At 64.8% G+C, this 20,899-nt stretch carries 21 protein-coding genes; 13 read left to right on the plus strand and 8 right to left on the minus strand.

Translation table 11 applies throughout. From position 1 onward, the window contains the following. Nucleotides 1–79 precede the first annotated feature (79 nt). The 4 genes from F2P44_RS23920 (at nt 80) to F2P44_RS23935 (ending at nt 5,171) form a co-directional block, all read left to right on the plus strand. Nucleotides 80–1,297 carry a 6-phosphofructokinase gene (locus F2P44_RS23920; RefSeq protein ID WP_167090019.1) on the plus strand — a complete coding sequence of 406 codons (1,218 nt, stop codon included), beginning with the start codon at nt 80–82 and terminating at the stop codon, nt 1,295–1,297. 138 nt (nt 1,298–1,435) lie between these two features. After that, nucleotides 1,436–3,847, plus strand: a complete 2,412-nt coding sequence (locus F2P44_RS23925; protein ID WP_167090021.1) for an acylase — start codon at nt 1,436–1,438, stop codon at nt 3,845–3,847. A gap of 115 nt (nt 3,848–3,962) precedes the next feature. Beyond that, nucleotides 3,963–4,220: a hypothetical protein gene (locus F2P44_RS23930; protein WP_167090022.1), complete on the plus strand. Its 258-nt coding sequence runs from the start codon at nt 3,963–3,965 to the stop codon at nt 4,218–4,220. Nucleotides 4,221–4,340: 120 nt separating this feature from the next. Beyond that, nucleotides 4,341–5,171, plus strand: a complete 831-nt coding sequence (locus F2P44_RS23935; protein WP_167090023.1) for an alpha/beta hydrolase — start codon at nt 4,341–4,343, stop codon at nt 5,169–5,171. A 48-nt stretch (nt 5,172–5,219) separates the two neighbouring features. Here the strand turns inward: F2P44_RS23935 and F2P44_RS23940 are convergent, their stop codons facing one another. The 3 genes from F2P44_RS23940 to purM all read right to left on the minus strand — a co-directional run bounded on the left by F2P44_RS23940 (nt 5,220) and on the right by purM (nt 7,264). Next, nucleotides 5,220–5,744, minus strand: coding sequence for a helix-turn-helix transcriptional regulator (locus F2P44_RS23940; RefSeq protein WP_167090024.1), 525 nt, complete (start codon nt 5,742–5,744; stop codon nt 5,220–5,222). Nucleotides 5,745–5,746: 2 nt separating this feature from the next. Then, nucleotides 5,747–6,016: a hypothetical protein gene (locus F2P44_RS23945; RefSeq protein ID WP_167090025.1), complete on the minus strand. Its 270-nt coding sequence runs from the start codon at nt 6,014–6,016 to the stop codon at nt 5,747–5,749. A 204-nt stretch (nt 6,017–6,220) separates the two neighbouring features. After that, nucleotides 6,221–7,264: a phosphoribosylformylglycinamidine cyclo-ligase gene (purM, locus tag F2P44_RS23950; protein WP_167090026.1), complete on the minus strand. Its 1,044-nt coding sequence runs from the start codon at nt 7,262–7,264 to the stop codon at nt 6,221–6,223. Nucleotides 7,265–7,526: 262 nt separating this feature from the next. Between purM and hda the strand changes: the two genes are divergently transcribed. The 6 genes from hda (at nt 7,527) to panB (ending at nt 12,020) form a co-directional block, all read left to right on the plus strand. Next, a complete protein-coding gene (gene hda, locus F2P44_RS23955; protein WP_167090027.1) occupies nt 7,527–8,210 on the plus strand; it encodes a DnaA regulatory inactivator Hda in 684 nt (227 codons plus the stop codon). After that, the gene (locus F2P44_RS23960; protein ID WP_167090028.1) at nt 8,207–8,881 is read left to right on the plus strand and encodes a histidinol-phosphatase; all 675 of its coding nucleotides are present in this window, start codon (nt 8,207–8,209) and stop codon (nt 8,879–8,881) included. Before hda ends, F2P44_RS23960 begins: the two co-directional genes overlap by 4 nt. Further along, complete coding sequence (pcnB, locus tag F2P44_RS23965; RefSeq protein ID WP_167090029.1) at nt 8,874–10,271, plus strand: polynucleotide adenylyltransferase PcnB; 1,398 nt, start codon at nt 8,874–8,876, stop codon at nt 10,269–10,271. Before F2P44_RS23960 ends, pcnB begins: the two co-directional genes overlap by 8 nt. Next, complete coding sequence (gene folK, locus F2P44_RS23970) at nt 10,268–10,741, plus strand: 2-amino-4-hydroxy-6-hydroxymethyldihydropteridine diphosphokinase (protein WP_167090030.1); 474 nt, start codon at nt 10,268–10,270, stop codon at nt 10,739–10,741. Before pcnB ends, folK begins: the two co-directional genes overlap by 4 nt. A 1-nt stretch (nt 10,742) precedes the next feature. After that, complete coding sequence (locus F2P44_RS23975) at nt 10,743–11,090, plus strand: DMT family protein (RefSeq protein ID WP_167090031.1); 348 nt, start codon at nt 10,743–10,745, stop codon at nt 11,088–11,090. A gap of 69 nt (nt 11,091–11,159) precedes the next feature. Further along, nucleotides 11,160–12,020, plus strand: a complete 861-nt coding sequence (gene panB, locus F2P44_RS23980; RefSeq protein ID WP_167090033.1) for a 3-methyl-2-oxobutanoate hydroxymethyltransferase — start codon at nt 11,160–11,162, stop codon at nt 12,018–12,020. 58 nt (nt 12,021–12,078) lie between these two features. Here the strand turns inward: panB and F2P44_RS23985 are convergent, their stop codons facing one another. Together F2P44_RS23985 and F2P44_RS23990 are read right to left on the minus strand one after the other, a co-directional pair. Beyond that, a complete protein-coding gene (locus F2P44_RS23985; RefSeq protein ID WP_167090035.1) occupies nt 12,079–13,422 on the minus strand; it encodes a sigma-54-dependent transcriptional regulator in 1,344 nt (447 codons plus the stop codon). After that, complete coding sequence (locus F2P44_RS23990; RefSeq protein ID WP_167090037.1) at nt 13,419–15,284, minus strand: sensor histidine kinase; 1,866 nt, start codon at nt 15,282–15,284, stop codon at nt 13,419–13,421. The genes F2P44_RS23985 and F2P44_RS23990 overlap by 4 nt, the downstream gene beginning before the upstream one ends. A 195-nt stretch (nt 15,285–15,479) precedes the next feature. Here F2P44_RS23990 and F2P44_RS23995 point away from each other — a divergent pair, with 195 nt between their 5' ends. From F2P44_RS23995 to F2P44_RS24005, 3 genes are read left to right on the plus strand one after another with little or no spacing between them, the layout of a single operon-like run. Then, nucleotides 15,480–16,079 (plus strand): hypothetical protein, encoded by a 600-nt coding sequence (locus F2P44_RS23995; RefSeq protein ID WP_167090039.1) that lies wholly within the window; start codon nt 15,480–15,482, stop codon nt 16,077–16,079. A gap of 8 nt (nt 16,080–16,087) precedes the next feature. Beyond that, nucleotides 16,088–16,942, plus strand: coding sequence for a fatty acid desaturase family protein (locus F2P44_RS24000; protein ID WP_167090041.1), 855 nt, complete (start codon nt 16,088–16,090; stop codon nt 16,940–16,942). 53 nt (nt 16,943–16,995) lie between these two features. Next, the gene (locus F2P44_RS24005) at nt 16,996–17,343 is read left to right on the plus strand and encodes a hypothetical protein (RefSeq protein WP_167090043.1); all 348 of its coding nucleotides are present in this window, start codon (nt 16,996–16,998) and stop codon (nt 17,341–17,343) included. Here the strand turns inward: F2P44_RS24005 and F2P44_RS24010 are convergent. Genes F2P44_RS24010 through F2P44_RS24020 form a run of 3 tightly spaced genes read right to left on the minus strand, consistent with a single transcriptional unit; the run spans nt 17,340 to nt 20,887 of the window. Continuing rightward, the gene (locus F2P44_RS24010; RefSeq protein WP_223165096.1) at nt 17,340–18,026 is read right to left on the minus strand and encodes an HAD hydrolase-like protein; all 687 of its coding nucleotides are present in this window, start codon (nt 18,024–18,026) and stop codon (nt 17,340–17,342) included. The two genes, F2P44_RS24005 and F2P44_RS24010, sit on opposite strands and share 4 nt — an antisense overlap. Further along, on the minus strand, nt 18,019–19,506 hold the full coding sequence (locus tag F2P44_RS24015) for an aldehyde dehydrogenase (protein ID WP_167090045.1): 1,488 nt from the start codon (nt 19,504–19,506) through the stop codon (nt 18,019–18,021). The genes F2P44_RS24010 and F2P44_RS24015 overlap by 8 nt, the downstream gene beginning before the upstream one ends. 10 nt (nt 19,507–19,516) lie before the next feature. Beyond that, nucleotides 19,517–20,887 (minus strand): DUF3138 family protein, encoded by a 1,371-nt coding sequence (locus tag F2P44_RS24020; protein WP_167090047.1) that lies wholly within the window; start codon nt 20,885–20,887, stop codon nt 19,517–19,519. Nucleotides 20,888–20,899 lie beyond the last annotated feature (12 nt).

The following is a 20,899-nucleotide window of genomic DNA, read 5'->3' on the forward strand; positions in this document are numbered from 1 at the left end:
GCGTAAGGAAACCGGCAGTCTGCCGCCATGGCGGTAGACTGCCTGCAAGCTGCTTGTTTCACACATCAAGGAGATGCACATGTCGTCAGGCAAAATTCTGGTCGCACAGGGAGGCGGACCTACCGCCGTGATCAACCAGTCGCTGGTCGGCGTGGTGCTCGAAGCACGCCGCTTTCGCAACGTCACCCGCGTCTACGGCGCCATGCACGGGGTGCGCGGGATCGTCGACGAAGACTTCGTCGACCTGACCCAGGAAACCAGCCACAACCTGGAACTGGTGGGCAAGACACCATCGTCCGCGCTCGGTTCGACCCGCGACAAGCCCGACCTGGCTTACTGCCACAAGATTTTCGAGGTGCTGCGCGCGCACGAGATCGAGCATTTCTTTTACATCGGCGGCAACGATTCCTCCGACACGGTGCGCATCGTCAGCCTCGAAGCGCAAAAAGCCGGCTATCCGCTGCGCTGCATCCACATTCCCAAAACTATCGACAACGATTTGGTCGGCAACGACCACACCCCCGGCTTTCCCTCGGCCGCGCGCTTTGTCGCGCAAGCCTTCGCCGGCGCCAACCTCGATAACGCGGCCCTGCCCGGCGTGTACGTGGGCGTGGTGATGGGGCGCCACGCCGGCTTCCTGACCGCCGCCGCCGCGCTCGGCAAAAAATTCCCGGACGATGGCCCGCACCTGATTTACCTGCCCGAGCGCACCTTTGTCATCGAGCAATTCCTGGCCGACGTCAAGGCGACCTACGAGCGCTACGGGCGCTGCGTGATCGCCGTCTCCGAAGGCATCCACGATGCCTCCGGCGCAGCGATCGCCAGCCTGCTGTCGAGCGAAGTCGAACGCGATGCGCACGGCAATGTGCAGCTCTCCGGCACCGGCGCCCTGGCCGACCTGCTGTGCGACGAAATCAAGGCCAAGCTCGGCATCAAGCGCGTGCGCGGCGACACCTTCGGCTACCTGCAGCGCTCCTTCATCGGCTGCGTCTCGGACGTGGACCAGCGCGAGGCACGCGAAGTGGGCGAAAAAGCCGTGCAGTTCGCCATGTGGGGCGAGCGCGACGGGTCGGTGGCGATCAAGCGCACCGGCTACTATTCGGTCGACTATGAACTGGTGCCGCTCGACAGCGTGGCCGGCAAGACGCGCGTGATGGACGACGCCTTCATCAGCGAATGCGGCACCGATGTCACCGATGCCTTCCGCCTGTACCTGCGCCCGCTGCTCGGGTCGGGCATGCCGGACGCGTTCCGCCTGCGTCCGGCGCCGGTGGCCAAGATCCTCAACAAGCAATAAGCCGCTCGCGGCTAGCGGCCAGGTACCGTGAGATGCGCCGCCCGGGGGCGTGCGCTTATCCTTTTGGCATTTTGATTGTTTTGGCAACGTTAATTCGCAACACTGCGGTCCCGTCAACCTTACGACACCCGGACCGCCATGACCCCACGCTTGCCTGTTTCACCCGCTCCACTGCTGCGCGCCAGCAGCGCCGTCCTCCTGCTTGCGCTGTCCGCCTGCAGCAACGACAATCACCCGTCCGAACCGGCCGCGCCGCGCTACGCCGCCGAGATCCGGCGTACCGCCTACGGCGTCCCGCACATCAAGGCCGATGACGACGCCGGCCTTGGTTACGGCATCGGCTACGCCTACGCCCAGGACAATATCTGCCTGATGGCCGCGCGCATCGTCACCGCCAATGGCGAACGCTCCAAGTACTTCGGCGCCGAGGCGCGCGGCGTGACCGAAGACGCGGTCCCCAACCTGGCCTCGGACTACTACTATCGCCTGATCAACGAACCGGAAGCGGTGGCCACCGCCTGGCAGCAACAGCCAGCGCCCATGCGCGCCCTGGTCGAAGGCTATGTGGCCGGCTACAACCAGTACCTGGAGGAGCGCGGCAAGGCCGGCTTGCCGGAAGCCTGCAAGAACGCCGCCTGGGTGCGCAGCATGAGCACCGCCGACATGATGAAAATCGTGCGCCGCTATGCCGCCGAAGGCGGGAGCGGTCATTTCATCGACCTGCTGGTGGCCGCCGCCCCGCCGGGCACGGCCGCGGCAGCGGCGCCGGCGCCACGCCGCGCCGGCCCCAGCCCGATCGACCCGGAATACTGGAAGCGGCAGCACGCCCGCATCGGCAGCAACGGCGTGGCGCTGGGCAAGGATGCTACCGAGAATGGGCAAGGCATGGTACTGGCCAATCCGCACAACTTCTGGAAGGGCGACCTGCGCTTCTACCAGCTGCACCTGACCATCCCCGGCAAGCTCGATGTGATGGGCGCCTCGCTCGGCGGCATGCCGATGGTCAGCATCGGCTTCAACAAGGACCTGGCCTGGACCCACACCAACAATACCTCCGCCCACTTCACCTTGCACCAGTTGCAGCTCGACCCGCAAGATCCAACCCGCTATGTGGTCGACGGCCAAGTGCGCAGCATGACGCGCAAGCGCATCGATGTCGAGGTACGCCAGGCCGACGGCAGCCTGGTCACCCGCAGCCACGATTTTTACCAGACACCGCTGGGCGTGGTGATGCGGGCGCCGGACGAGCTGGAGTGGAACCGCAAGGTCGCTTACACCATGCTCGACGCCAACCTGGGCAATCACCGCATGCTGGAACAATGGCGCGCCATGAACAGCGCGCGCAGCCTGGACGAACTGCGCGCAGGCATCGACCGCATCGTTGGCCTGCCTTGGGTAAACACCGTGGCGGCGGACAAGGATGGCAAGACCCTGCTGATGGATGTGACCGTGGTGCCGAACGTGCCGCTGGCCAAGGAAAAAGCGTGCGTGCCGGACAGGTTCAAGGACGCTGCCGCCAGTGCCATCCTGGTGCTGGACGGCTCGACCAGCGCCTGCAGCCCCGACAACGATCCGGCCGCTCCCCAGCCCGGCATCTTCGCCGGTGCCAGCCTGCCGCGCCTGGAACGCAACGATTTCGTGCAAAACTCGAACGATAGCGCCTGGCTCACCAATCCGGCGGCGCCGCTGACCGGCTTCCCCTCGATCGTCAGTATCGATGCGATCGAACAAGGCGGACGCACGCGGATTGGCATTGCCCAGTTGCAAGCGCGCCTGGCGGGCACGGATGGCATGGCGGGCCGGCGCATGTCGGCTTCCCAGTTGCAGGGACTGCTGTTCAGCAACCGCGTCTACTACGCCAGCCAGAACATGGACGAGGTGCTGCGCGCCTGCGACGGCGCGCGCCAGGTGCAGGCCACCGACGGCACCACGGTCGACCTGACGCAACCGTGCGCCAGCCTGCGCGCCTGGGACCGCAGCGCCAACCTCGACGCCAATATCGGCTTCGGCTATTTTAGCGGCGTGTGGGACCAGTTGTATGAAGCCGACCTGCTCTGGGCCGTGCCCTTCAACCCGGCCGATCCGGTCAACACGCCGCGCGGCTTGCGCCTGGACGATGCGGCCCGCGTGAACAGCCTGCGCACGGTGCTGGCCAACGCGGTGCTGGCGACGCACGCGAGCGGCTGGCAACCCGATGCCACCTGGGGCCAGGTGCAGCAGAGCGAGCGCGGCGGCAAACGCATTCCGATCCACGGCGGACGCTACGAGTACGGGATCTACAACGTGATTGCCAGCGAAGCGCGCGCTAGCGGAGGCCGCGAACCGACCGAGGGCAGCAGCTACGTGCAGACCGTGATGTTCGACCGCAACGGTCCGCAAGCGCAAGCGGTGCTGGCGTATGGCCAGTCGGTCGACCCGGCCTCGCCCCACTATGCCGACCAGACCGAGCTGTATTCGCGTAAAACCTGGCCGACCCTGCCCTTTACCGAAACCCAGATCACCTCCGATCCGGCGTACAAGCGCATCGCCATCAGCCGCAAGGTCCAGTGACCGCAGTAACGGGCAAACAACACTCACGCCGCTTGGCAAACATTAAATGTTTTTAAAAAGGCATTTTTGCTCGGGCTGTGCTAAGTTATGCTTACTTTCATTGACTGGAACGATGATGAAAAAGCGACGCATGGCGTGTGTGTGTTTTCCCCTGCTGCTGGCCGCCTGCTACGGGCCGCTCGACGTCACCCTGTCCGACAGCGGCGACCCGGTCAAGGGCAAGGCAGTCAAGGAAGCCTTGTCGCCGGACGAGGCCGAACTGCTCGTTTCCTACGTGGCGCAGCACACGATGGCGCAGGACATCGATTACAAGATGACCGTCAAACAAGCCATCGCGGCGCGCCGCAAGGAACTCGCCGGCAAGCAAAAGTAAGCTCGCCGGCCGGACCGGGGCCGTCCCTGGCGGCCCCGGCGGGAATCGCCGATCATGCCCGGGCGCGCCTTGTGCGCGCCCGCGGCGCTCCCCTGTGCACCTCCCTCACCGGGAAACCCCATGCGTTTTCTTGCTTTATTGTTCGCCATCAGCCTGGCCGGATGCGGCACCATGCAGATCGAAGAGAAAAGTTTCATCCATCCCGACGCCAAGGATGCCCCCGCGCTGCCACGTGTCGACGTCACAGCGCTGCCGTCCGCCTACACGGTGACCGACGAGACGGTGGTCACGCCCGACGGCGCCACCCTGCGCGGCGTTTATCTGGCGCGTGCCGGCGCACCCACCACCCTGCTTTACTTCGGCGGCAACGCCTTCCATATCGACCAGCATGCGCGCGAAGTACTGCCGCTGCTGGCGGCCTGCGGCGGCAATGTGGCCGTGTTCGACTACCGCGGCTATGGCCGCAGCAGCGGTGTGCCGACCGTGGCAACCATGCAGGCCGACGCGCTGCGCATGTTCGACCATGTCAACGCCATCCATCCGGGCAAGGTGGCCGTGCATGGCCAGTCGCTGGGCAGCTTCATGGCCGCCTGGGTGGCGAGCCAGCGGCCGGCTGCGCGCGGCATGGTGCTCGAAGCGACCGCCACCACCGTGCAAGAATGGAGCGACGCCAATGTGCCCTGGTATCTGAAGCTGTTCTTGAAGGTGGAGGTGGCCGACACCCTGCGCGGCGTCGACAACCCGGCGGTGGTCAAAGCCTGGCACGGTCCCAGCCTGGTGCTGGCGGGCGAGCACGACAAGCTGATTCCGCTGGCGATGTCGCGCAAGGTGTACGACGCGATCCCGGGCGACAACAAGCAATGGCATGTGGCCAAAGGCGCCAGCCACAATGGCATCCTGTCCGATCCGGATGTGGGCCCCGTGCTGTGCGGCTTTGTGCGCAAGCTGTAGGCGGACGCAGGCGGCAATGACGCCGCCTGCGTCCCGGTCAGTCCGGTATCAGGCCAGCAATGCCTGTACTTGACGGAATAACGCAGGCTCGATCTGCCGGGCCTGTATGGCGAAATTAAGCTGCTTGGCGATCGACGCCACCTCCAGCGTGCCCGGCTCGATCGGGTATGTCCCGCGTGGCATCATCCAGCGAAGTACATCGTCGAGGTGCCACAAGGTCGTACTTCCTGCATGCACCGGTACGGGAAAGGTGTCGGCGTTGTTGTATGCCAGCTTGCGCATGTTTTGGCGACTTACTTCGGCAAACTCCGCAATGTCAGTGAGTCCCACGATATCGGGGCGTACTTCAATAAGCTCTGCTGTGGGAATGGCACGCTTGACGTCGGCAAGCGCACTGGTCATGGCGGCAAACGCGCTGTCGGCTTCACGACTAAAATCGAGGGCGATACGTCCGGGGTGGCCGATACCGACCAAGGCATCGGTACATCCCTCTTCGCCCAGACGACCAACAATCTCATCATGATTGTCATCGTCGCTGGACAATTGATAAGTCAGCTCAAAGATGAAATACATAGCTACTCCTTCGAAGAACCATCATCGTTGTGATGCTTGTTGGCGGTGCAATTATCGACAGCCCGCTTCAACGTCCCTGCATGTTGGCCAGCATTCTTCGGGGTGCTCCACACCGAAGTGATGCAATATTTGCCGCCTCGGCATCCTGCGTCGTCGGGACAGTACATCTTTCCCCAGGCATGGCTGGCACCGACTTTAATGCGCCAGCCGTTTGCTTCAGCGTGTTTCAGGGCCTGCTCAATCTCCTTTTTGGGGTGGGATGTGCGCGCCATCTGTCTCTCCTATTGTCGTCACCAAAAATCCGGTTGTCAAGCGACAACCAGCTTTTGATTCGCTGCGAACGCCCTGCATGTGGCGCACGTCAGGATCAAGCCTGCGATGGTGGCATCGGGCATGCGCGATTCGGCATGAGACAGATCAAAAAAAACGGACGGGACCCGAAGGCGCCGTCCGTTTTTTGATTGACCGCAAGCAGGTCAGCTGACGATCGTCTGGTGCTCGTCACCTTCGCGCGCGCGGATGACGCCGATGCGCGAGACCTTCTCGCCGGCTGCCTGCAATTGGGCAAACGCCGCATCGGCATTTTCTTTCGACACGATCACGATCATGCCGATGCCGCAGTTGAACACGCGGTGCATTTCAGCGTCGGCCACGCCGCCGTGCTGTTGCAGCCACTGGAACAGCGGCGGCATGGTCCATGCCGTCGAATCGAGCACCGCCGTCAACCCTGGCTGCAGCACGCGCGGCACGTTTTCGACCAGGCCGCCGCCGGTGATGTGCACCATGCCTTTGACTTCCATCGATTCCATCAGCGCCAGCAGCGGCTTGACGTAAATACGGGTCGGTTCCATCAGCACGTCGGCCAGCGGACGGCCGTGGAAGTCGGCGTTCAGGTCCGGCTTGGCCACTTCGATGATCTTGCGCACCAGCGAATAACCGTTCGAGTGCACGCCCGACGAGGCCAGCCCCAGCACCACGTCGCCCGGGGTGATCTTGGTGCCATCGATGATTTTGGATTTTTCCACCGCGCCGACCGCGAAACCGGCCAGGTCGTACTCGCCGGCCGGATACATGCTCGGCATTTCCGCCGTTTCGCCGCCGATCAGGGCGCAACCGGCCTGCTCGCAGCCCTGGGCGATGCCCTTGACGACGGCGGTGGCGGTCGGCACGTCGAGCTTGCCGCAAGCGAAGTAATCGAGGAAGAACAGCGGCTCGGCGCCCTGCACCAGGATATCGTTGACGCTCATGGCGACCAGGTCGATGCCGACCGTGTCATGGCGGTTCAGTTCGAACGCGAGCCTGAGCTTGGTGCCCACGCCGTCGGTGCCGGACACCAGCACCGGCTCCTTGAACTTCTTGCTGATCTCGAACAGCGCGCCGAAACCGCCGATGCCGCCCATGACGCCTTCGCGCATGGTTTTCTTGGCAAACGGCTTGATCGCTTCGACCAGGGCGTCTCCGGCATCGATATCGACACCGGCGTCGCGGTAGGAGAGGGAAACATTAGAAAGTTGGCTCATGGTGTATTTGGCAGCGGAGGCGGTAAAATAGAAGGCGGCGAACCGATTCGAGCCGCGGACGGCCAAAACTGGTCAATCCGCTATTTTATCAAAATGCCCCGTCCTAAGCCGATTTAACCCACATTACAACAATAAGATGCTTTTTTCACAGCCACGGCACCCCGGCACAGCGTCGGCACCCTGCCAGCACCATCACCACCACCACGATCTGCGTGGCAGCTTCTATAATGCCTGATGTACACGACGGCGCAAGAATGAACTCATGAAACAGCTGGTACTCGATTTGGGCGCAGAGCAGGCGCACAGCCTCGATACCTTCGAGGTAGGGCAAAATGCCGAACTGGCGCATCTGATGCACCAGTTCGCGGAGCGTCGTTCGCGCGAACATTTCGCTTACCTGTGGGGCGAAACCGGCGCCGGCAAGACCCACCTGCTGCAAGCGCTGGCCGCCACGCCGTGCTCGCGCTACATCGCCTGCGACGCGTCCGAGTGCGAATTCACCTACGCGCCCGAGACCACCCTGTACCTGCTCGACGACTGCGACAAGCTCTCGCCGCAAGCCCAGATCGACGCGTTTGCCCTGTTCAACCAGATCCGCGAACATGGCGCCTACATGGTCAGCACCGGGCCGGTGCCGCCGGTGGTGCTGCCGGTGCGCGAAGACCTGCGCACGCGCATGGGATGGGGCCTGATCTACCAGATCCACGGCCTGGCCGACGAACAGAAGATCGCCGCCCTCACGCACGCCGCCGAAGCGCGCGGTTTGACCTTGTCGGCCAGCGTGTTACCCTATCTGCTGTCCCATTTCAAGCGCGACATGCGCTCCCTGTCGACGATGCTAGACGCACTCGATCAGTATTCCCTCGAAACCCAGCGGCCGGTCACCCTGCCGTTGCTGCGCGATTTACTATTACAAGCCAACCCGCAAGCGGACACCAAAGAATGAAGAACCTGGCGCTGTTTGACCTGGACCACACCCTGCTGCCGATTGATTCGGACCACGAATGGGGCGAATTTTTAGTCCGTACCGGCGCCGTCGATCCCGTCGAATTCAAGCGCCGCAACGACCAATTCTATGCCCAGTACCAGGCCGGCACGCTCGACCCGGTCGACTACCTCGACTTTGCGCTCGGCACCCTGGCGCGCTTTCCGCGCAAGGAACTCGACGCCATGCACGCGCAGTTCATGGCCGAGGTGATCGAGCCGGCCATCCGGCCGCGCGCGCGCGCGCTGCTCCAGCAGCACATTGATGCCGGCGACCTGGTGGCCATCATCACCGCCACCAACCGCTTCGTCACCGCGCCGATCGCCAAAGCGCTGGGCGTGGAACACCTGATTGCCGCAGTGCCCGAAGAAGACGCCGACGGCAACCTGACCGGCAAACTGGTGGGCGTGCCCACATCGGGCGCCGGCAAGGTCAGCCACACCCATGCGTGGCTGGCGCAGCTTGGCACGCCCCTGGATGGCTTCGGGCGCAGCCACTTCTACAGCGATTCGCACAACGATATTCCCCTACTGTCCGTCGTCACCCATCCTGTCGCGACCAACCCCAACGCCGTGCTGGCGACCCACGCCACACGCCTTGGCTGGCCTTTACTCCATCTATTCAATGATTAAAAAATTCATCCGCAAAATGCTCGGCGTCAAAGAGAAGCAGCCAGTGCGCGACCTGACCGAACCCATCATCCTGGGACCGGCGGAGCACGGGATCGATCCCAAGCTGCTGTCGTCGAACGCGATCCGCGTGACCCAGACATTGCAGGAGGCGGGCTTCAAGGCGTTCGTGGTGGGCGGCGCCGTGCGCGACCTGCTGCTGTCGGTCAAGCCGAAGGACTTCGACATCGCCACCGATGCCACGCCCGAACAGGTCAAACGCCTGTTCCGGCGCGCCTTCATCATCGGCAAGCGCTTCCAGATCGTGCACGTGATGTTCGGCTCCGACCTGCTGGAGGTCACCACCTTCCGCGGCGCCGGCGAATCCAACGCACCCAAGGATGAACACGGACGGGTGCTGCGCGACAATAACTTCGGCCCCCAGCACGAAGACGCCATGCGGCGCGACTTCACCATCAACGCCATGTACTACGACCCGGCCACGCAAGTGGTGCTGGACTACCACGGCGGCATCGCCGACATCCGCGACAAGACCCTGCGCATCATCGGCCAGCCCGAAGCGCGCTACCGCGAAGACCCGGTGCGCCTGTTGCGCGTGGTGCGCTTCGCCGCGCGCCTGGGCTTTACCATCGAGCCGCACACGCGCGAACCGATTCCGGTCATGGCGCCCTTGATCAACAACGTGCCAGCAGCGCGCGTGTTCGACGAAATGCTCAAGCTGCTCATGAGCGGCCACGCGCTGGCCTGCCTCCAGCAACTGCGCAAGGAAGGCCTGCACCATGGCCTGCTGCCGCTGCTCGACGTGGTGCTGGAGCAGCCGATCGGGATGAAGTTCGTCACCCTGGCGCTCGAATCGACCGACAACCGCATCAAGGCCGGCAAGGGTGTCTCGCCGGGCTTCCTGTTCGCGTCCCTGCTGTGGCACCAGGTGGTGGAAAAATGGACCGCCTACCGCGCGGCGGGCGAGTCGCCGATTCCGGCGCTGCACCTGGCGGCCGACGACGTGCTCGATTCGCAGACCGAAAAACTGGCCCTGCAACGCAAGATCGGCTCGGACATGCGCGACATCTGGTCGATGCAGCCGCGCTTCGAGCGGCGCAACGGCAAGGCCCCGTACAAGCTGCTGGAACACCCGCGCTTCCGCGCCGGCTACGACTTCCTGCTGCTGCGCTGCGAGTCGGGCGAGATCGAGATGGAAATCGGTGAATGGTGGACCGCCTTTTATGAAGGCGACGCCATCGAACGCGAAACCCTGCTCACCACCGCCGTGGCGGCGCCGGCCGGCGCCAAGCGCAAGCGCCCGCCGCGCCGCGCACCGCGCAATCGCGGCACCGGCGAGGGCGGCGACAGCGCCACCACCAGCACCACCGGCAGCACCAGCGGCGACGAATGATCGCGTACATCGGCATCGGCGCCAACCTGGGCGACGCGCGCGCCAACGTGGCCGACGCCCTGGCGCGCCTGGCCGCGCTGGACGGCAGCCGCCTGCTGGCGCAATCGTCGGCCTGGCGCACCGCGCCGATTGACTCCTCGGGCGACGACTACATCAACGCGGTGGCCTGCATCGACACCGCCATGAGCGCAGCGGACTTGCTGGCCACGCTACAGGCGATCGAACTGGCGCACGGGCGCGAACGGCCCTACCGCAACGCCCCGCGCACCCTCGACCTCGACATCCTGCTGTACAACGATGAACGAATCGACACGGCCAGCCTGCAAGTGCCGCATCCGCGCATGCGCGAACGCGCGTTCGTACTGGCGCCGCTGCTGGAGATCGCCCCGCACATCGAGCTGCCCGGACATGGTCCGGCGCAGCGCTTCCTGCCCGCCGTCGCCGGCCAGGCCATCGCACGACTGGACTGACATGCAGATTCCCGTTTTCCTCCAGACCACCGGCCTGCTGATCCTGTCGAACGTATTCATGACAATCGCCTGGTACGGCCACCTGAAGAACATGTCGAGCAAGGCCTGGTGGTACGCGGCGCTGGTCAGCTGGGCCATCGCCCTGTTCGAATACCTGCTGCAAGTGCCGGCCAACCGCATCGGCCACACGCAATACAGCCTGGCGCAACTCAAGATCCTGCAGGAAGCCATCACCCTCACGGTGTTCGTGCCGTTCGCGATGTTCTACATGGGCGAGCCCTTCAAACTCGACTATGTCTGGGCCGGGCTGTGCCTGGTGGGCGCGGTCTACTTCATCTTCCGCAGCTGACCGGGCACGTTCCGGCGGTTCGCATTACACTATGCGCCGTTGCGACCATTTTGATATCAAAGGACTATTATGAGCGGTTATCTGCAGGGTAAGGACATGGCGGGCGGCGATACTCCGGCGCCTGTCAAACCGGTGGTGACGAAGGCGGTAACGATTCCTTCGCTGAACGCGATGCGTGCTTCGGGCGCCAAGATCACGATGCTGACCTGCTACGACGCCAGCTTTGCGACCTTGATGGACCGCTGCGGCGTGGAAGTGCTGCTGATCGGCGATTCGCTGGGCATGGTCTGCAATGGACATCAATCGACCTTGCCGGTCACGGTGGCCGAGATTGCGTACCACACCGCCGCTGTCGCGCGCGGCAACAAGAGCGCGATGGTGCTGGCCGATATGCCGTTCGGCAGCTACGGCACGCCGGAAGCGGCGTTCAACAACGCGGTGCAGCTGATGCAGGCTGGCGCGCACATGGTCAAGATCGAGGGCGGCGCGTGGCTGGCCGAGACGATCCGCTTCCTGACCGACCGCGCGGTGCCGGTGTGCGCGCACCTGGGGCTCACGCCGCAATCGGTGCACCAGCTGGGTGGTTACAAGGTACAGGGCAAGACCATCGAAAGCGCGGCGCGGCTCAAGGCCGATGCGCTGGCGCTGGAAGCGGCCGGCGCGTCCATCGTACTGTTCGAGGCAATTCCAAGCGCGGTGGGCAAGGAATTGACCGAGGCGCTGAAGGTGCCGACCATCGGCATCGGCGCGGGGCCGGATTGTTCGGGCCAGGTGCTGGTAATGCACGATATCCTGGGCGTTTTCCCGGGGCGCAAAGCGCGCTTCGTGAAGAACTTCATGGAAGGGCAGACCAGCATCGATGCCGCCGTGAGCGCGTACGTGAACGCGGTCAAGGATGGCAGTTTTCCGGCGCTGGAACACTGCTTCTAAGCCCTCGTCGTTCCTGCCATTGGCAGGAACGACTTCCCGCCTGCGCGCGAACGGCGGGTTAGCGTAATCCGTACCGCTTCATCTTGTTCAACAGCCCCACCCGCGAAATCCCCAGTTGTTTGGCCGCGTGCGTGTGATTGTGCGCCGTCTCGTCGAGCGCGGCGACGATCAGGCGCTTTTCCAGCGCCGCCACCTGCGCATCGAGCAAGCCATCCCCTTCCACCGCCAGCGGCGCGGCCGCTTCGCCGCAGGCCAGCGCCAGGTCGTCGACCGTGATCACATCGGCGTTGCCCGCCAGCGCCGCCGCCGTCGACACCGAGTGCTGCAGCTCGCGCACATTACCCGGCCAGCTCCTCGACACCACCCACTCCAGCGCGTCCGGCGCCAGCCGCTTGGGCGGGGCCAGCCTGGCCGCCACCGCCTGCACGATCAGCGCCACATCCTCGGCCCGTTCGGCCAGCGCCGTGGTCCTGACCTGGATGCCTTTCAAGCGATAAAACAGATCATCGCGAAACGACTTCTCCTCGACCATCGCCGCCAGATCGCGGTTGGTGGCCGCCACCACGCGCACGTCGACCCGCGTTTCGCTGCGCGCGCCGACCGCGAAAAAACTCCCGGCCTGCAAAAAGCGCAGCAGCTTGACCTGCATCGATAGCGGCATGTCGCCGATCTCGTCGAGAAACAGTGTGCCGCCGTTGGCCGCCGCGATCAAGCCGATGCGGTCGCGGTCCGCCCCCGTGAAGCTGCCCTTGCAATGCCCGAACAATTCGCTCTCGAACAGTTCCGCCGGAATCGCGCCGCAATGCACCGCCACGAACGGCTTGGCGCTGCGCTTGCCGTTGGCGTGCAGCGCGCGCGCCACCAGCTCCTTGCCGGTGCCGCTCGGCCCCGTGATCATCACCGGCACTTCGGTTGGCCCGATGCGCCGGATCAGCGCGCGCAGGTCGCGCAGGTCGGCACTGATGCCGATCAGGCCCATGGTGGCGTCGTCCGGCTCGGCGCGCGCACGCCACTCGGCCAGCTCGCGCTCCAGGCGGCGCTTGGTCAGCGCGCGCTCGACCACCACGCGCAGCAGGTCCGGGTCGAGCGGCTTGGGTAAAAAGTCCCAGGCGCCGGCGGCCATCGCGCGCAGGGCCAGTTCGCGGTCGGCGTGGCCGGTCATCACCACCACCGGCGCCGCCGCCAGGCCGGGCAGCAGCGCCAGCCCTTCATCGGGGCGGAACGACGGCGGCAGCGCCAGGTCCAGCAGCACCAGGTCGAAGCTGTGGTCAGCGCACAGCGCCAGCACCTGTTCGCTTGACGCCGCGACCTTGACATCGTAGCCAAGGCTGGCCAGCCAGTTGCCGCACAGGCGCTGGAAGGCGGGTTCGTCGTCGACGAGGAGAATGCGTTCGGAAGTCATGGCGAGCCTGGTAAAAGAAGTTCAAAGCAGCAGTTCCAGCCGGCCCGTTCGCCCAGCCTGACGCTGCCGCCGTGGGCCTCGACCAGGCGCCTGACGATCGCCAGGCCAAGGCCGGTACCGCCGGGACGGCGCGTGGTGAAGGGCTGGAACAGGTCTGCGGCCAGATCGGCGGGCACGCCCGGGCCGTTGTCGCACACGCGCAGCAGCACCTGGCCGTCAGCCTGCGCTTCGGCGGCGACCAGGATGCGCGGGTCGCTGCGGCCGCGTAGCATGGCCATGGCGTTGCCAATCAGGTTGCCGAGGATTTGCTCGCCGCGCATCGGGTCGATGTGCAGGCACAGGGCCTGGTCGACATCGACATCGATGGCTTGCGATGGATGGCCAGCGGCGACCCGCTGCACCAGTTCGGCCACGGGCATGCGCTGGCGGTTCAGGCGCACTTCGCCGGAGTAACTGAGCAAATCCTGGATCAGATGGTCGGCGCGCTCGATCTGGGCGCGGATCTCGGCGCGCACCTCCGGCGGCGCCATCACCGCAGCCATGCTGATGATGTTGAGCGGGTTGCGCAGCTCGTGCGCCACCGTCGCCGCCAGGCCGCCCAGTTCCAGCAGGTGCGCTTGTTGCAGGCGCTCCTTTTCGTGCTCCGCATAGCGCAGCAACTGGTCCAGGCGCGCCGCCGCAGCCGCCAGCAGGGCGCCGAATACCTCGCCGACGCGGGTCACGCTGGGGGTCGCGCCTTCCCATTCCATCAGGTCACTGCGCCAGTGCGGCGCCTCGCCGTCCTTGCCGGCGGCGAGATAGCAATGCACGCCCGGCTTGCCCGCGCCGTCGCCGGCCGGCCTGGCGTCGCCCAGCACCACCCGCATCGGCTGGCGCAGGTGCGCACCCAGCGTGGACGCGGCGATGCGTTCCAGCTCGGGCCAGCTGCTGGCGGCGTCGAGCCGCAGGCGCCAGTCAGCCAGCACGCCCGCTTCCAGATGCGCGCCGGGGAATACCAGCCGCTCCATGGCACGGCGCGATGGGCCTTCCAGCACCAGCATCACGCCCAGCATGGCGGTGCCGAGCAGCCATAGCTGCCACAGTGGCATGGCGGCCAGCGGCGCGAAGCCGGTGCGCGCGGCCACGCTGAGCAGCAGGCTGGCCAGGGCTACCGCGATAGCCATCAGGACCAGCCACGCCAGCAGGCGATTGGCCCACAGGTTCACCACCATCAGGTCGTAGCGCAGGATGCCGAACACCAGCAGCAGCGCGTAGCCCGGCAGCAGGATCACGCTGTACGGGAAGATGTCGATCCCGAGCGAGGCGTTGAGGAACATGAGCGAGGCGCCCGATCCCCACACGCCGGCAAACCAGATCGCCAGGATCTTGCCGCGCTGTCTGGGTGCGGCGGCCGGCCATGCGGCCAGCAGCAGCAGGTAGGCCCAGACGCTGATCGAGCTGACGATAATGCCGGGTATCGAGCCCCATACCGGGAAAAAGTAGTAGCGCCGGAAGCCGAGCCAGGGCGCCAGCGTGCCCATGTCGAGTAGTTGTATCAGCACGAGGGTCACGATGCCGAGCAGGTAGACCGCCAGCAGCTGGCGCGGGCGCTCGCGCCGCAGGAAGCGGAACACGAAGTGCAGGAAGAACACCGCGTTGATCGGGCCGCAGTTGACCAGCCGTTTGCCCAGCGCGGCTACCGCATCGCCGCCCAGGTGCATGCCCAGCTGCCCCAGCGCCCAGCAGCCGATGCCGACGCAAAACAGCGCCAGCGGCTTGATGCCGCTCTGGTGCGGCGCCTTGGCCCACAGCCAGGCCGCCAGTCCCAGGCTGATGCAGCCCTGGATCACCAGGGAGAAATAGTAAACGCGGTAGATGTCCATGCGGGCGCGGGTGTAAGCCAACTTGATAGTTGCAACAGGCTAACTATATAGCAAGTTGACACCCAGCGCGTATTCGCTGGTAATTTTCTCTTTAAAAACAGCAGCTTAGAATCGCGGCGCGGGTGGCACACGGCTTGCGTATTGATGAGTAGGACGGCGCAGGCCGGGACGGCTCAGCAAAGGCATCGACGCATCATGAATACACTGCATTTCCCCGACATCAACGCACTGATGCCACCCAAAATCATCTGGATGCGGGTCAACCGCGTGCTGGCGTGGGCCTTGATCGTCTCGCCGCTGGCGCAATGGGCGCTCGGAATGGCGTTCATGCGCGGGCTGGCGCTCGACTTCGTGATTCTGCTGGCACATGCGGCCATGTCGCTGGCCTTGTTCGGCATTCCCAAAACGCCGGGGCGCCGTTTCAGCGTGGCGATGCATGTCATCGGCTGGCGACCGGCGGACCTGAGCCCGCGCAACCGGTTTTTGTTGAGCGGGTACCGGGTCGGACTGACACTGCTGGTGTTGGCGCTGGTGCCGGAGGTGATAGCGGCGCTGAGCCCCAGCCCCGTTCCCACCAATGTCGCTTACGTGCGATTGCTCTGGTTTCCGGCCACGGCGCTGCTCGTGATCGCCTTTTGGGCGCTCCTGCGCCTGCCGATCACACTGTTCCAGCACCTCCATCCGTCCATCTTCCAGGCGTTGCGGCGCTGGGGCATGCGCGAGAACGCGGGCAGCGTGGCTACCACGATGGCCGCCGTCTTTTTCGTCCTGTCCTTCATCAACCTGATCAGGTAGTCGCCATCATGTTTGCCTTCACAGCAGCACCAAGCCACTTCGTTTTCCCGTCACTGACGCGGCGTAATGCCGGCATGCCGCAACTGGGCACGCTCGATGGCGACCTGCTGGCGGTCGCCACGTGGCAGCGCATTGCCCTCGCCGCCCTGCCCGCGCTGACGCTAGCTTCCTTTGCCGCGCTGTACGCGCACGGGTCTTATCTGGCGCTGCCGGTGGTGATGCTGATGCACTTCGTGGTCACGGTGGCCTACATGCACGACGTGGCGCACGGCTCGGCGGGCCTCGATGCCCGCGCCACGCACTGGGTGCTGTTCATCGTCAGCGTGCTGGTGCTGCAAAGCGGGCATGCGTTCCGCTACTCGCACCTGCACCACCACGCCCACTGCCTGGAAGATGACGATCTGGAAGGCGCCCCGGCGCGCGGCGGCCTGCTTGCTGCGCTGCTGTGCGGTCCACTGTATCTGCCACGCCTGTGGCGCGAAGCGTTCCGCAAAATCCGCCCGGCGCGCGACCGGCGCTGGATGATCGCCGAACTGGCCACCGCGCTGGCGCTGGCGCTGCTGGCCTTGTGGCTGACACACTGGAGCAGCGGCCCGCTGGTCTACGCCGCCATGGCCTGGATCGGCGGCTGGTTGTATCCGCTGGCGACGGCTTACCTGCCGCACTACAAACCGGGCAGCAAGCCGCTCGAACAGGCCCGCACCATGCGCGGCGCCATCGTGCCGGCGCTGTTCTTGAACCTGACCTACCACCTTGAGCATCACCTGTATCCACAAGTGCCGACCATGAACCTGCGGCGCCTGTCGCGCCGGCTCGACCCGCACTTCAAGGCGCGCGGACTGCGGCCTACCCAGGTGTATTGAGCCACACAAGGCAGGTATAGTGTGTTTTCCATGCAGGTGGCGCATGGACTTTAGTGAAAGATAAAACAATGAGTCATGCGGACGAACGTTGGTTGGATATTTCGGTCAAAGCCAAGGTGGCCCTGCTAGCCCCGCCCATGGGCCGATCCTCGCCCATCCAAACCGGCTATCGCCCGAACCATCAACTCCCGAGCGGGGATTTTTGCATGGGGATTTTCACGTCAATGGAAGGCGGGCAGATTGCTCCCGGCGAGTCGGCACCCGTCGAGATCCTGTTCATGGTGGTTGAACCGTTGCGCGGCTTTTTTGAAGCCGGCTACGTGTGGAATATTTACGAGGGGTCGCGCAAGGTGGGATCAGGCGAGATCCTGGCGGTCACTGAAGTAAGGCAAAGCCGTTAATCAGGCGCTGAGCCGGCCGTTGCCGGCGCGATCAACAATGCCGCCAGCATCGCCGATACCGATTCAAACTCGTCGACCGGGCCATGCGCGCGCAATACCTCGACCGGCGCATATCCCCACGCCACGGCGCCGAACGCCACGCCCGCCTTGGCCGATGCCTCGGCATCGGTGCCCTGGTCGCCCACGTACAGCGCTTCGCCTGCGCCAACCCGGCTTTGCTTGACCACCTTGCGGATGCGCGAAGCCTTGCCGAACACCGACATGCCGCACTCGAAGTGGCTGAACAGGCTACTCAGCCCAGGCCCCAGCACGCGCCGCACGTTCTGCTCCGAGTTGGACGATACCACCGCCAGCACCACGCCGGCGTCAAACAGCGCCAGCAAGGCGTCGGCCACGCCGTCGAACAGGGCGATGCTGGCCGCGTTCTCGCTCATCATGCCGATGAAGCTTTTCGACACCACCGGCATCTTCCAGGCCGGCATGCCGATGTAGCGCATGATCTCGCGCGTGCCCATGGAGCGCAACTGCGCGGCCTGGTCACCTTCGACGCGCCTGAGGCCGTGCTTGTCCGCCAGCCCGTTGTACACGCTCTGGAAGAAGGGGAACGAGTCGGCCAGGGTACCGTCGAAGTCGAAAATGACCAGCTGGTACTTCAGGCGCGGCGCTACTGTGCGGTCATCCAATCTGGATCCATGTGGTTTTGAGTTCCGTGTACTTGTCGAAGGCGTGCAGCGATTTATCGCGCCCGTTGCCCGACTGCTTGACGCCGCCGAACGGCACCGTGATGTCGTCGCCATCGTACTGGTTCACGTGCACGGTGCCGGCGCGCAGGGCACGCGCAGTCTTGATAGCGCGGCTCAAATTGGCCGTCCACACCGCCGCCTGCAAGCCGTACTGGGTCGAATTGGCCTGGCGCACGGCATCGTCGATGTCGGTAAAACTGAGCACCGACAGCACCGGCCCGAATATCTCTTCGCGCGCGATGCTCATGCTGCCGTCCACCTGGTCGAACAGGGTCGGCGCCACATAAAAGCCGCCGCTGTCGGTGCGCGCGGCATCCCCGCCCGCCAGCAGCCTGGCGCCGGCCTGCTTGCCCTGCTCGATGTAGCCCATCACGGTTTTCATCTGGGCCGCATCGACGATGGCGCCCATGATGGTGGCCTCGTCGAGCGGGTCGCCCGGCGCGAAATCGGGCACCAGCGCCAGCGCTTTTTCGAGAAACGCATCCTTGATCGAGGCTTCCACGAACAGGCGCGAAGGCGCATTGCAGCTTTCGCCCTGGTTGAAGTAGATCGACCCGATGGCCGCGCTCACCGCCGCATCGAGATCCGGACAGTCGGCACAGACGATGTTGGCCGACTTTCCGCCCAATTCGGTCCAGGCGCGCTTGAGGTTCGATTGCCCGGCCATCTGCAATATCTGCTTGCCGACCTTGGTGGAACCGGTAAAGCCGATGCAATCGACATCCATGTGCAGCGCCAGCGCCGCCCCGGCTTCATGGCCGTAGCCGGGAACGACGTTGAACACGCCCGCCGGCAGCCCGGCTTCGAGCGCGATCTCGGCCAGTCGCAGCGCCGTCAGGGGCGATTTTTCCGACGGTTTCAGGATCACGCTGTTGCCGGCGGCGAGCGCCGGGGCGATCTTCCAGGCCGCCATGATCATCGGGTAGTTCCACGGCACGATGGCGGCCACCACGCCGACCGGCTCGCGCGTGATCAGGGCCAGGCTGTTCTCGCCCGTGGGCGCGATCTGGTCGTAGATCTTGTCGATCGCCTCGCCATACCAGCGGATGCAGTTGGCCGCCGCCGGCACGTCCACGCTCTGGCTGTACTTGATCGGCTTGCCCATGTCGAGCGTCTCCAGCAAGGCCAGCTCCCCGGCATGCGCCTGGATCAGGTCCGCGAACTTGATCAGGACGCGCTTCCTCGCCGCCGGCGCCTGGCCGGCCCAGCGCCGGTCGTCGAAGGCCGCGCGTGCCGCCACCACGGCCGCGTCGACGTCAAGCCCGTCGCAGCGCGCGACAAGGCCCAGCTGGCGGCCATCGATCGGCGAGAGGTTGTCGAACCGCTGTTCCGAGCGCGCCCAGACGCGCTCGCCGCCGATGAATGCGCGTCCGTCGATGCTCAAGGCTACCGCCCGTTCGTGCCATTGCGTGTTTCCCATGCCGTGCTCCCTAAAAACTGACTACTGTCGATACGCCGATAACATGATTGTCGCGGCGGTACTGTCCGTCAAATGTCTTGAACACCCTGGCCGTGGCGTAGTCGTAGCGGTATTCGCCCTTCACGCTCACGCCCGGCACAAGCAGGTACTGCGTGCCCACCGAAAGCGTGCCGCGATTGGCGCCGCGGGTAGGGTCGATGACCAGCCATTGCCCGCCGCGCAAGACCATGCCGGAACCGAAGCCGTTGCGCCCGTCCGGACAATTCGCCGCGAATCCGGCCAGGTCCTTGCAGCCGGGCGCCAGGGTCGCTCCGAACACACCGCCACCGCCGGTGCCGTTGAAGATGTAGTCGAGGCGGGCGATGGCTTCGAGGCGCGGCATGATCTTGTACGACACCAGCGACGACAGGCCGTACCAGCGCTGGCGCGCCGCGCCATAGAGGTTGGCGGCCGTGGCTTGCTGGCCCCCGTAGCTTAACTGACCCTGGATATTCCAGTCGCCACGCGTGTAAAAGCCGTCCACTTCCATCAGGTCGACCCGCCCGACAGCACTGTCATCGTCGAAACCGGCATGGGTGCCCGACAGGCCGAAGCCTGAAAATTCTCCCCTGGCGTAGTCGACGCGGTAAAACACACCCGGGGTTCGTTCGCCGCCGTCATCGACACGGGCGCGGTTCATATTGCCGATCATGATTTTACTGTCCCACTTGCCGCGCACCAGCTGCAGGCCCGCGCCGGTGTAGAAATTGGCCGCTGAAAAATCGAACAGCAGGTTGTGGGTGAGGAGCTTGTTCTGGGTCGACGGGATGTACTCGTAGCCGCTCCAGTCGGGTATCTGGCCGAGTAACAGGCGCGTCGACTGGTCGCCCAGCGGAATCGAGGCCGACGCCTCGTGTACCAGGTTGCCGAAGTTGTAGCCGGAGGCTATACCCTTGCTGGGCATGAGCGAGATTCTCAGCCTGGTGCCGCCTTCGAGCTCCTTGTCGAGGTTGAACATGCCGCTGCCGAAGGTGGTATTGTCGTAGCCGAAGCTCTCGCCGGAACCGTTGATCGAACTGTTATTGTTCAGGAAGACAAAGCTGGAGGTGCCGGCGTTGCGGTTGCGGATATAGCTCGGGTCGATGTAGCCGGAGATCTTCAGGCCCTTCAAGCCGCTGGCTTCGGCGGCATCGTCGGCAGCGTCAGTCTTGACGCGCAGGCGCGCCAGCTCGGCCGAGTCGTCCGGCTTCGACTGGCCGGCCTTGTCGATCAGCGCTTCGAGCTTGCGCACATGCGCCTTGAGGGCGTCCAGTTCAGCCTTGAGTTCCTGGGTGGTCTGGGCTTGCGCGATGACGGGACAAGCTGCGGCAAAGGCGATGACGGCGTTGCGGTACTCGTTCATGGTTCACTCCTC

The sequence above is a fragment of the Massilia frigida genome, from assembly GCF_011682175.1.
In the GTDB taxonomy this organism is placed as follows: domain Bacteria; phylum Pseudomonadota; class Gammaproteobacteria; order Burkholderiales; family Burkholderiaceae_D; genus Telluria_A; species Telluria_A frigida.

What these genes read in the sequence shown, in the direction of transcription:
- folK (WP_167090030.1), top strand. Translation starts at nt 10,268, where the DNA reads ATGATCGCGTACATCGGCATCGGCGCCAACCTGGGCGACGCGCGCGCC.
- F2P44_RS23960 (WP_167090028.1), top strand. Translation starts at nt 8,207, where the DNA reads ATGAAGAACCTGGCGCTGTTTGACCTGGACCACACCCTGCTGCCGATT.
- hda (WP_167090027.1), top strand. Translation starts at nt 7,527, where the DNA reads ATGAAACAGCTGGTACTCGATTTGGGCGCAGAGCAGGCGCACAGCCTC.
- F2P44_RS23930 (WP_167090022.1), top strand. Translation starts at nt 3,963, where the DNA reads ATGAAAAAGCGACGCATGGCGTGTGTGTGTTTTCCCCTGCTGCTGGCC.
- F2P44_RS24015 (WP_167090045.1), bottom strand. Translation starts at nt 19,506, where the DNA reads ATGGGAAACACGCAATGGCACGAACGGGCGGTAGCCTTGAGCATCGAC.
- purM (WP_167090026.1), bottom strand. Translation starts at nt 7,264, where the DNA reads ATGAGCCAACTTTCTAATGTTTCCCTCTCCTACCGCGACGCCGGTGTC.
- F2P44_RS23925 (WP_167090021.1), top strand. Translation starts at nt 1,436, where the DNA reads ATGACCCCACGCTTGCCTGTTTCACCCGCTCCACTGCTGCGCGCCAGC.
- F2P44_RS23990 (WP_167090037.1), bottom strand. Translation starts at nt 15,284, where the DNA reads ATGGACATCTACCGCGTTTACTATTTCTCCCTGGTGATCCAGGGCTGC.
- F2P44_RS24020 (WP_167090047.1), bottom strand. Translation starts at nt 20,887, where the DNA reads ATGAACGAGTACCGCAACGCCGTCATCGCCTTTGCCGCAGCTTGTCCC.
- pcnB (WP_167090029.1), top strand. Translation starts at nt 8,874, where the DNA reads ATGATTAAAAAATTCATCCGCAAAATGCTCGGCGTCAAAGAGAAGCAG.
- F2P44_RS23975 (WP_167090031.1), top strand. Translation starts at nt 10,743, where the DNA reads ATGCAGATTCCCGTTTTCCTCCAGACCACCGGCCTGCTGATCCTGTCG.
- F2P44_RS23945 (WP_167090025.1), bottom strand. Translation starts at nt 6,016, where the DNA reads ATGGCGCGCACATCCCACCCCAAAAAGGAGATTGAGCAGGCCCTGAAA.
- F2P44_RS23920 (WP_167090019.1), top strand. Translation starts at nt 80, where the DNA reads ATGTCGTCAGGCAAAATTCTGGTCGCACAGGGAGGCGGACCTACCGCC.
- F2P44_RS23985 (WP_167090035.1), bottom strand. Translation starts at nt 13,422, where the DNA reads ATGACTTCCGAACGCATTCTCCTCGTCGACGACGAACCCGCCTTCCAG.
- F2P44_RS23995 (WP_167090039.1), top strand. Translation starts at nt 15,480, where the DNA reads ATGAATACACTGCATTTCCCCGACATCAACGCACTGATGCCACCCAAA.
- F2P44_RS23940 (WP_167090024.1), bottom strand. Translation starts at nt 5,744, where the DNA reads ATGTATTTCATCTTTGAGCTGACTTATCAATTGTCCAGCGACGATGAC.
- F2P44_RS24000 (WP_167090041.1), top strand. Translation starts at nt 16,088, where the DNA reads ATGTTTGCCTTCACAGCAGCACCAAGCCACTTCGTTTTCCCGTCACTG.
- F2P44_RS23935 (WP_167090023.1), top strand. Translation starts at nt 4,341, where the DNA reads ATGCGTTTTCTTGCTTTATTGTTCGCCATCAGCCTGGCCGGATGCGGC.
- panB (WP_167090033.1), top strand. Translation starts at nt 11,160, where the DNA reads ATGAGCGGTTATCTGCAGGGTAAGGACATGGCGGGCGGCGATACTCCG.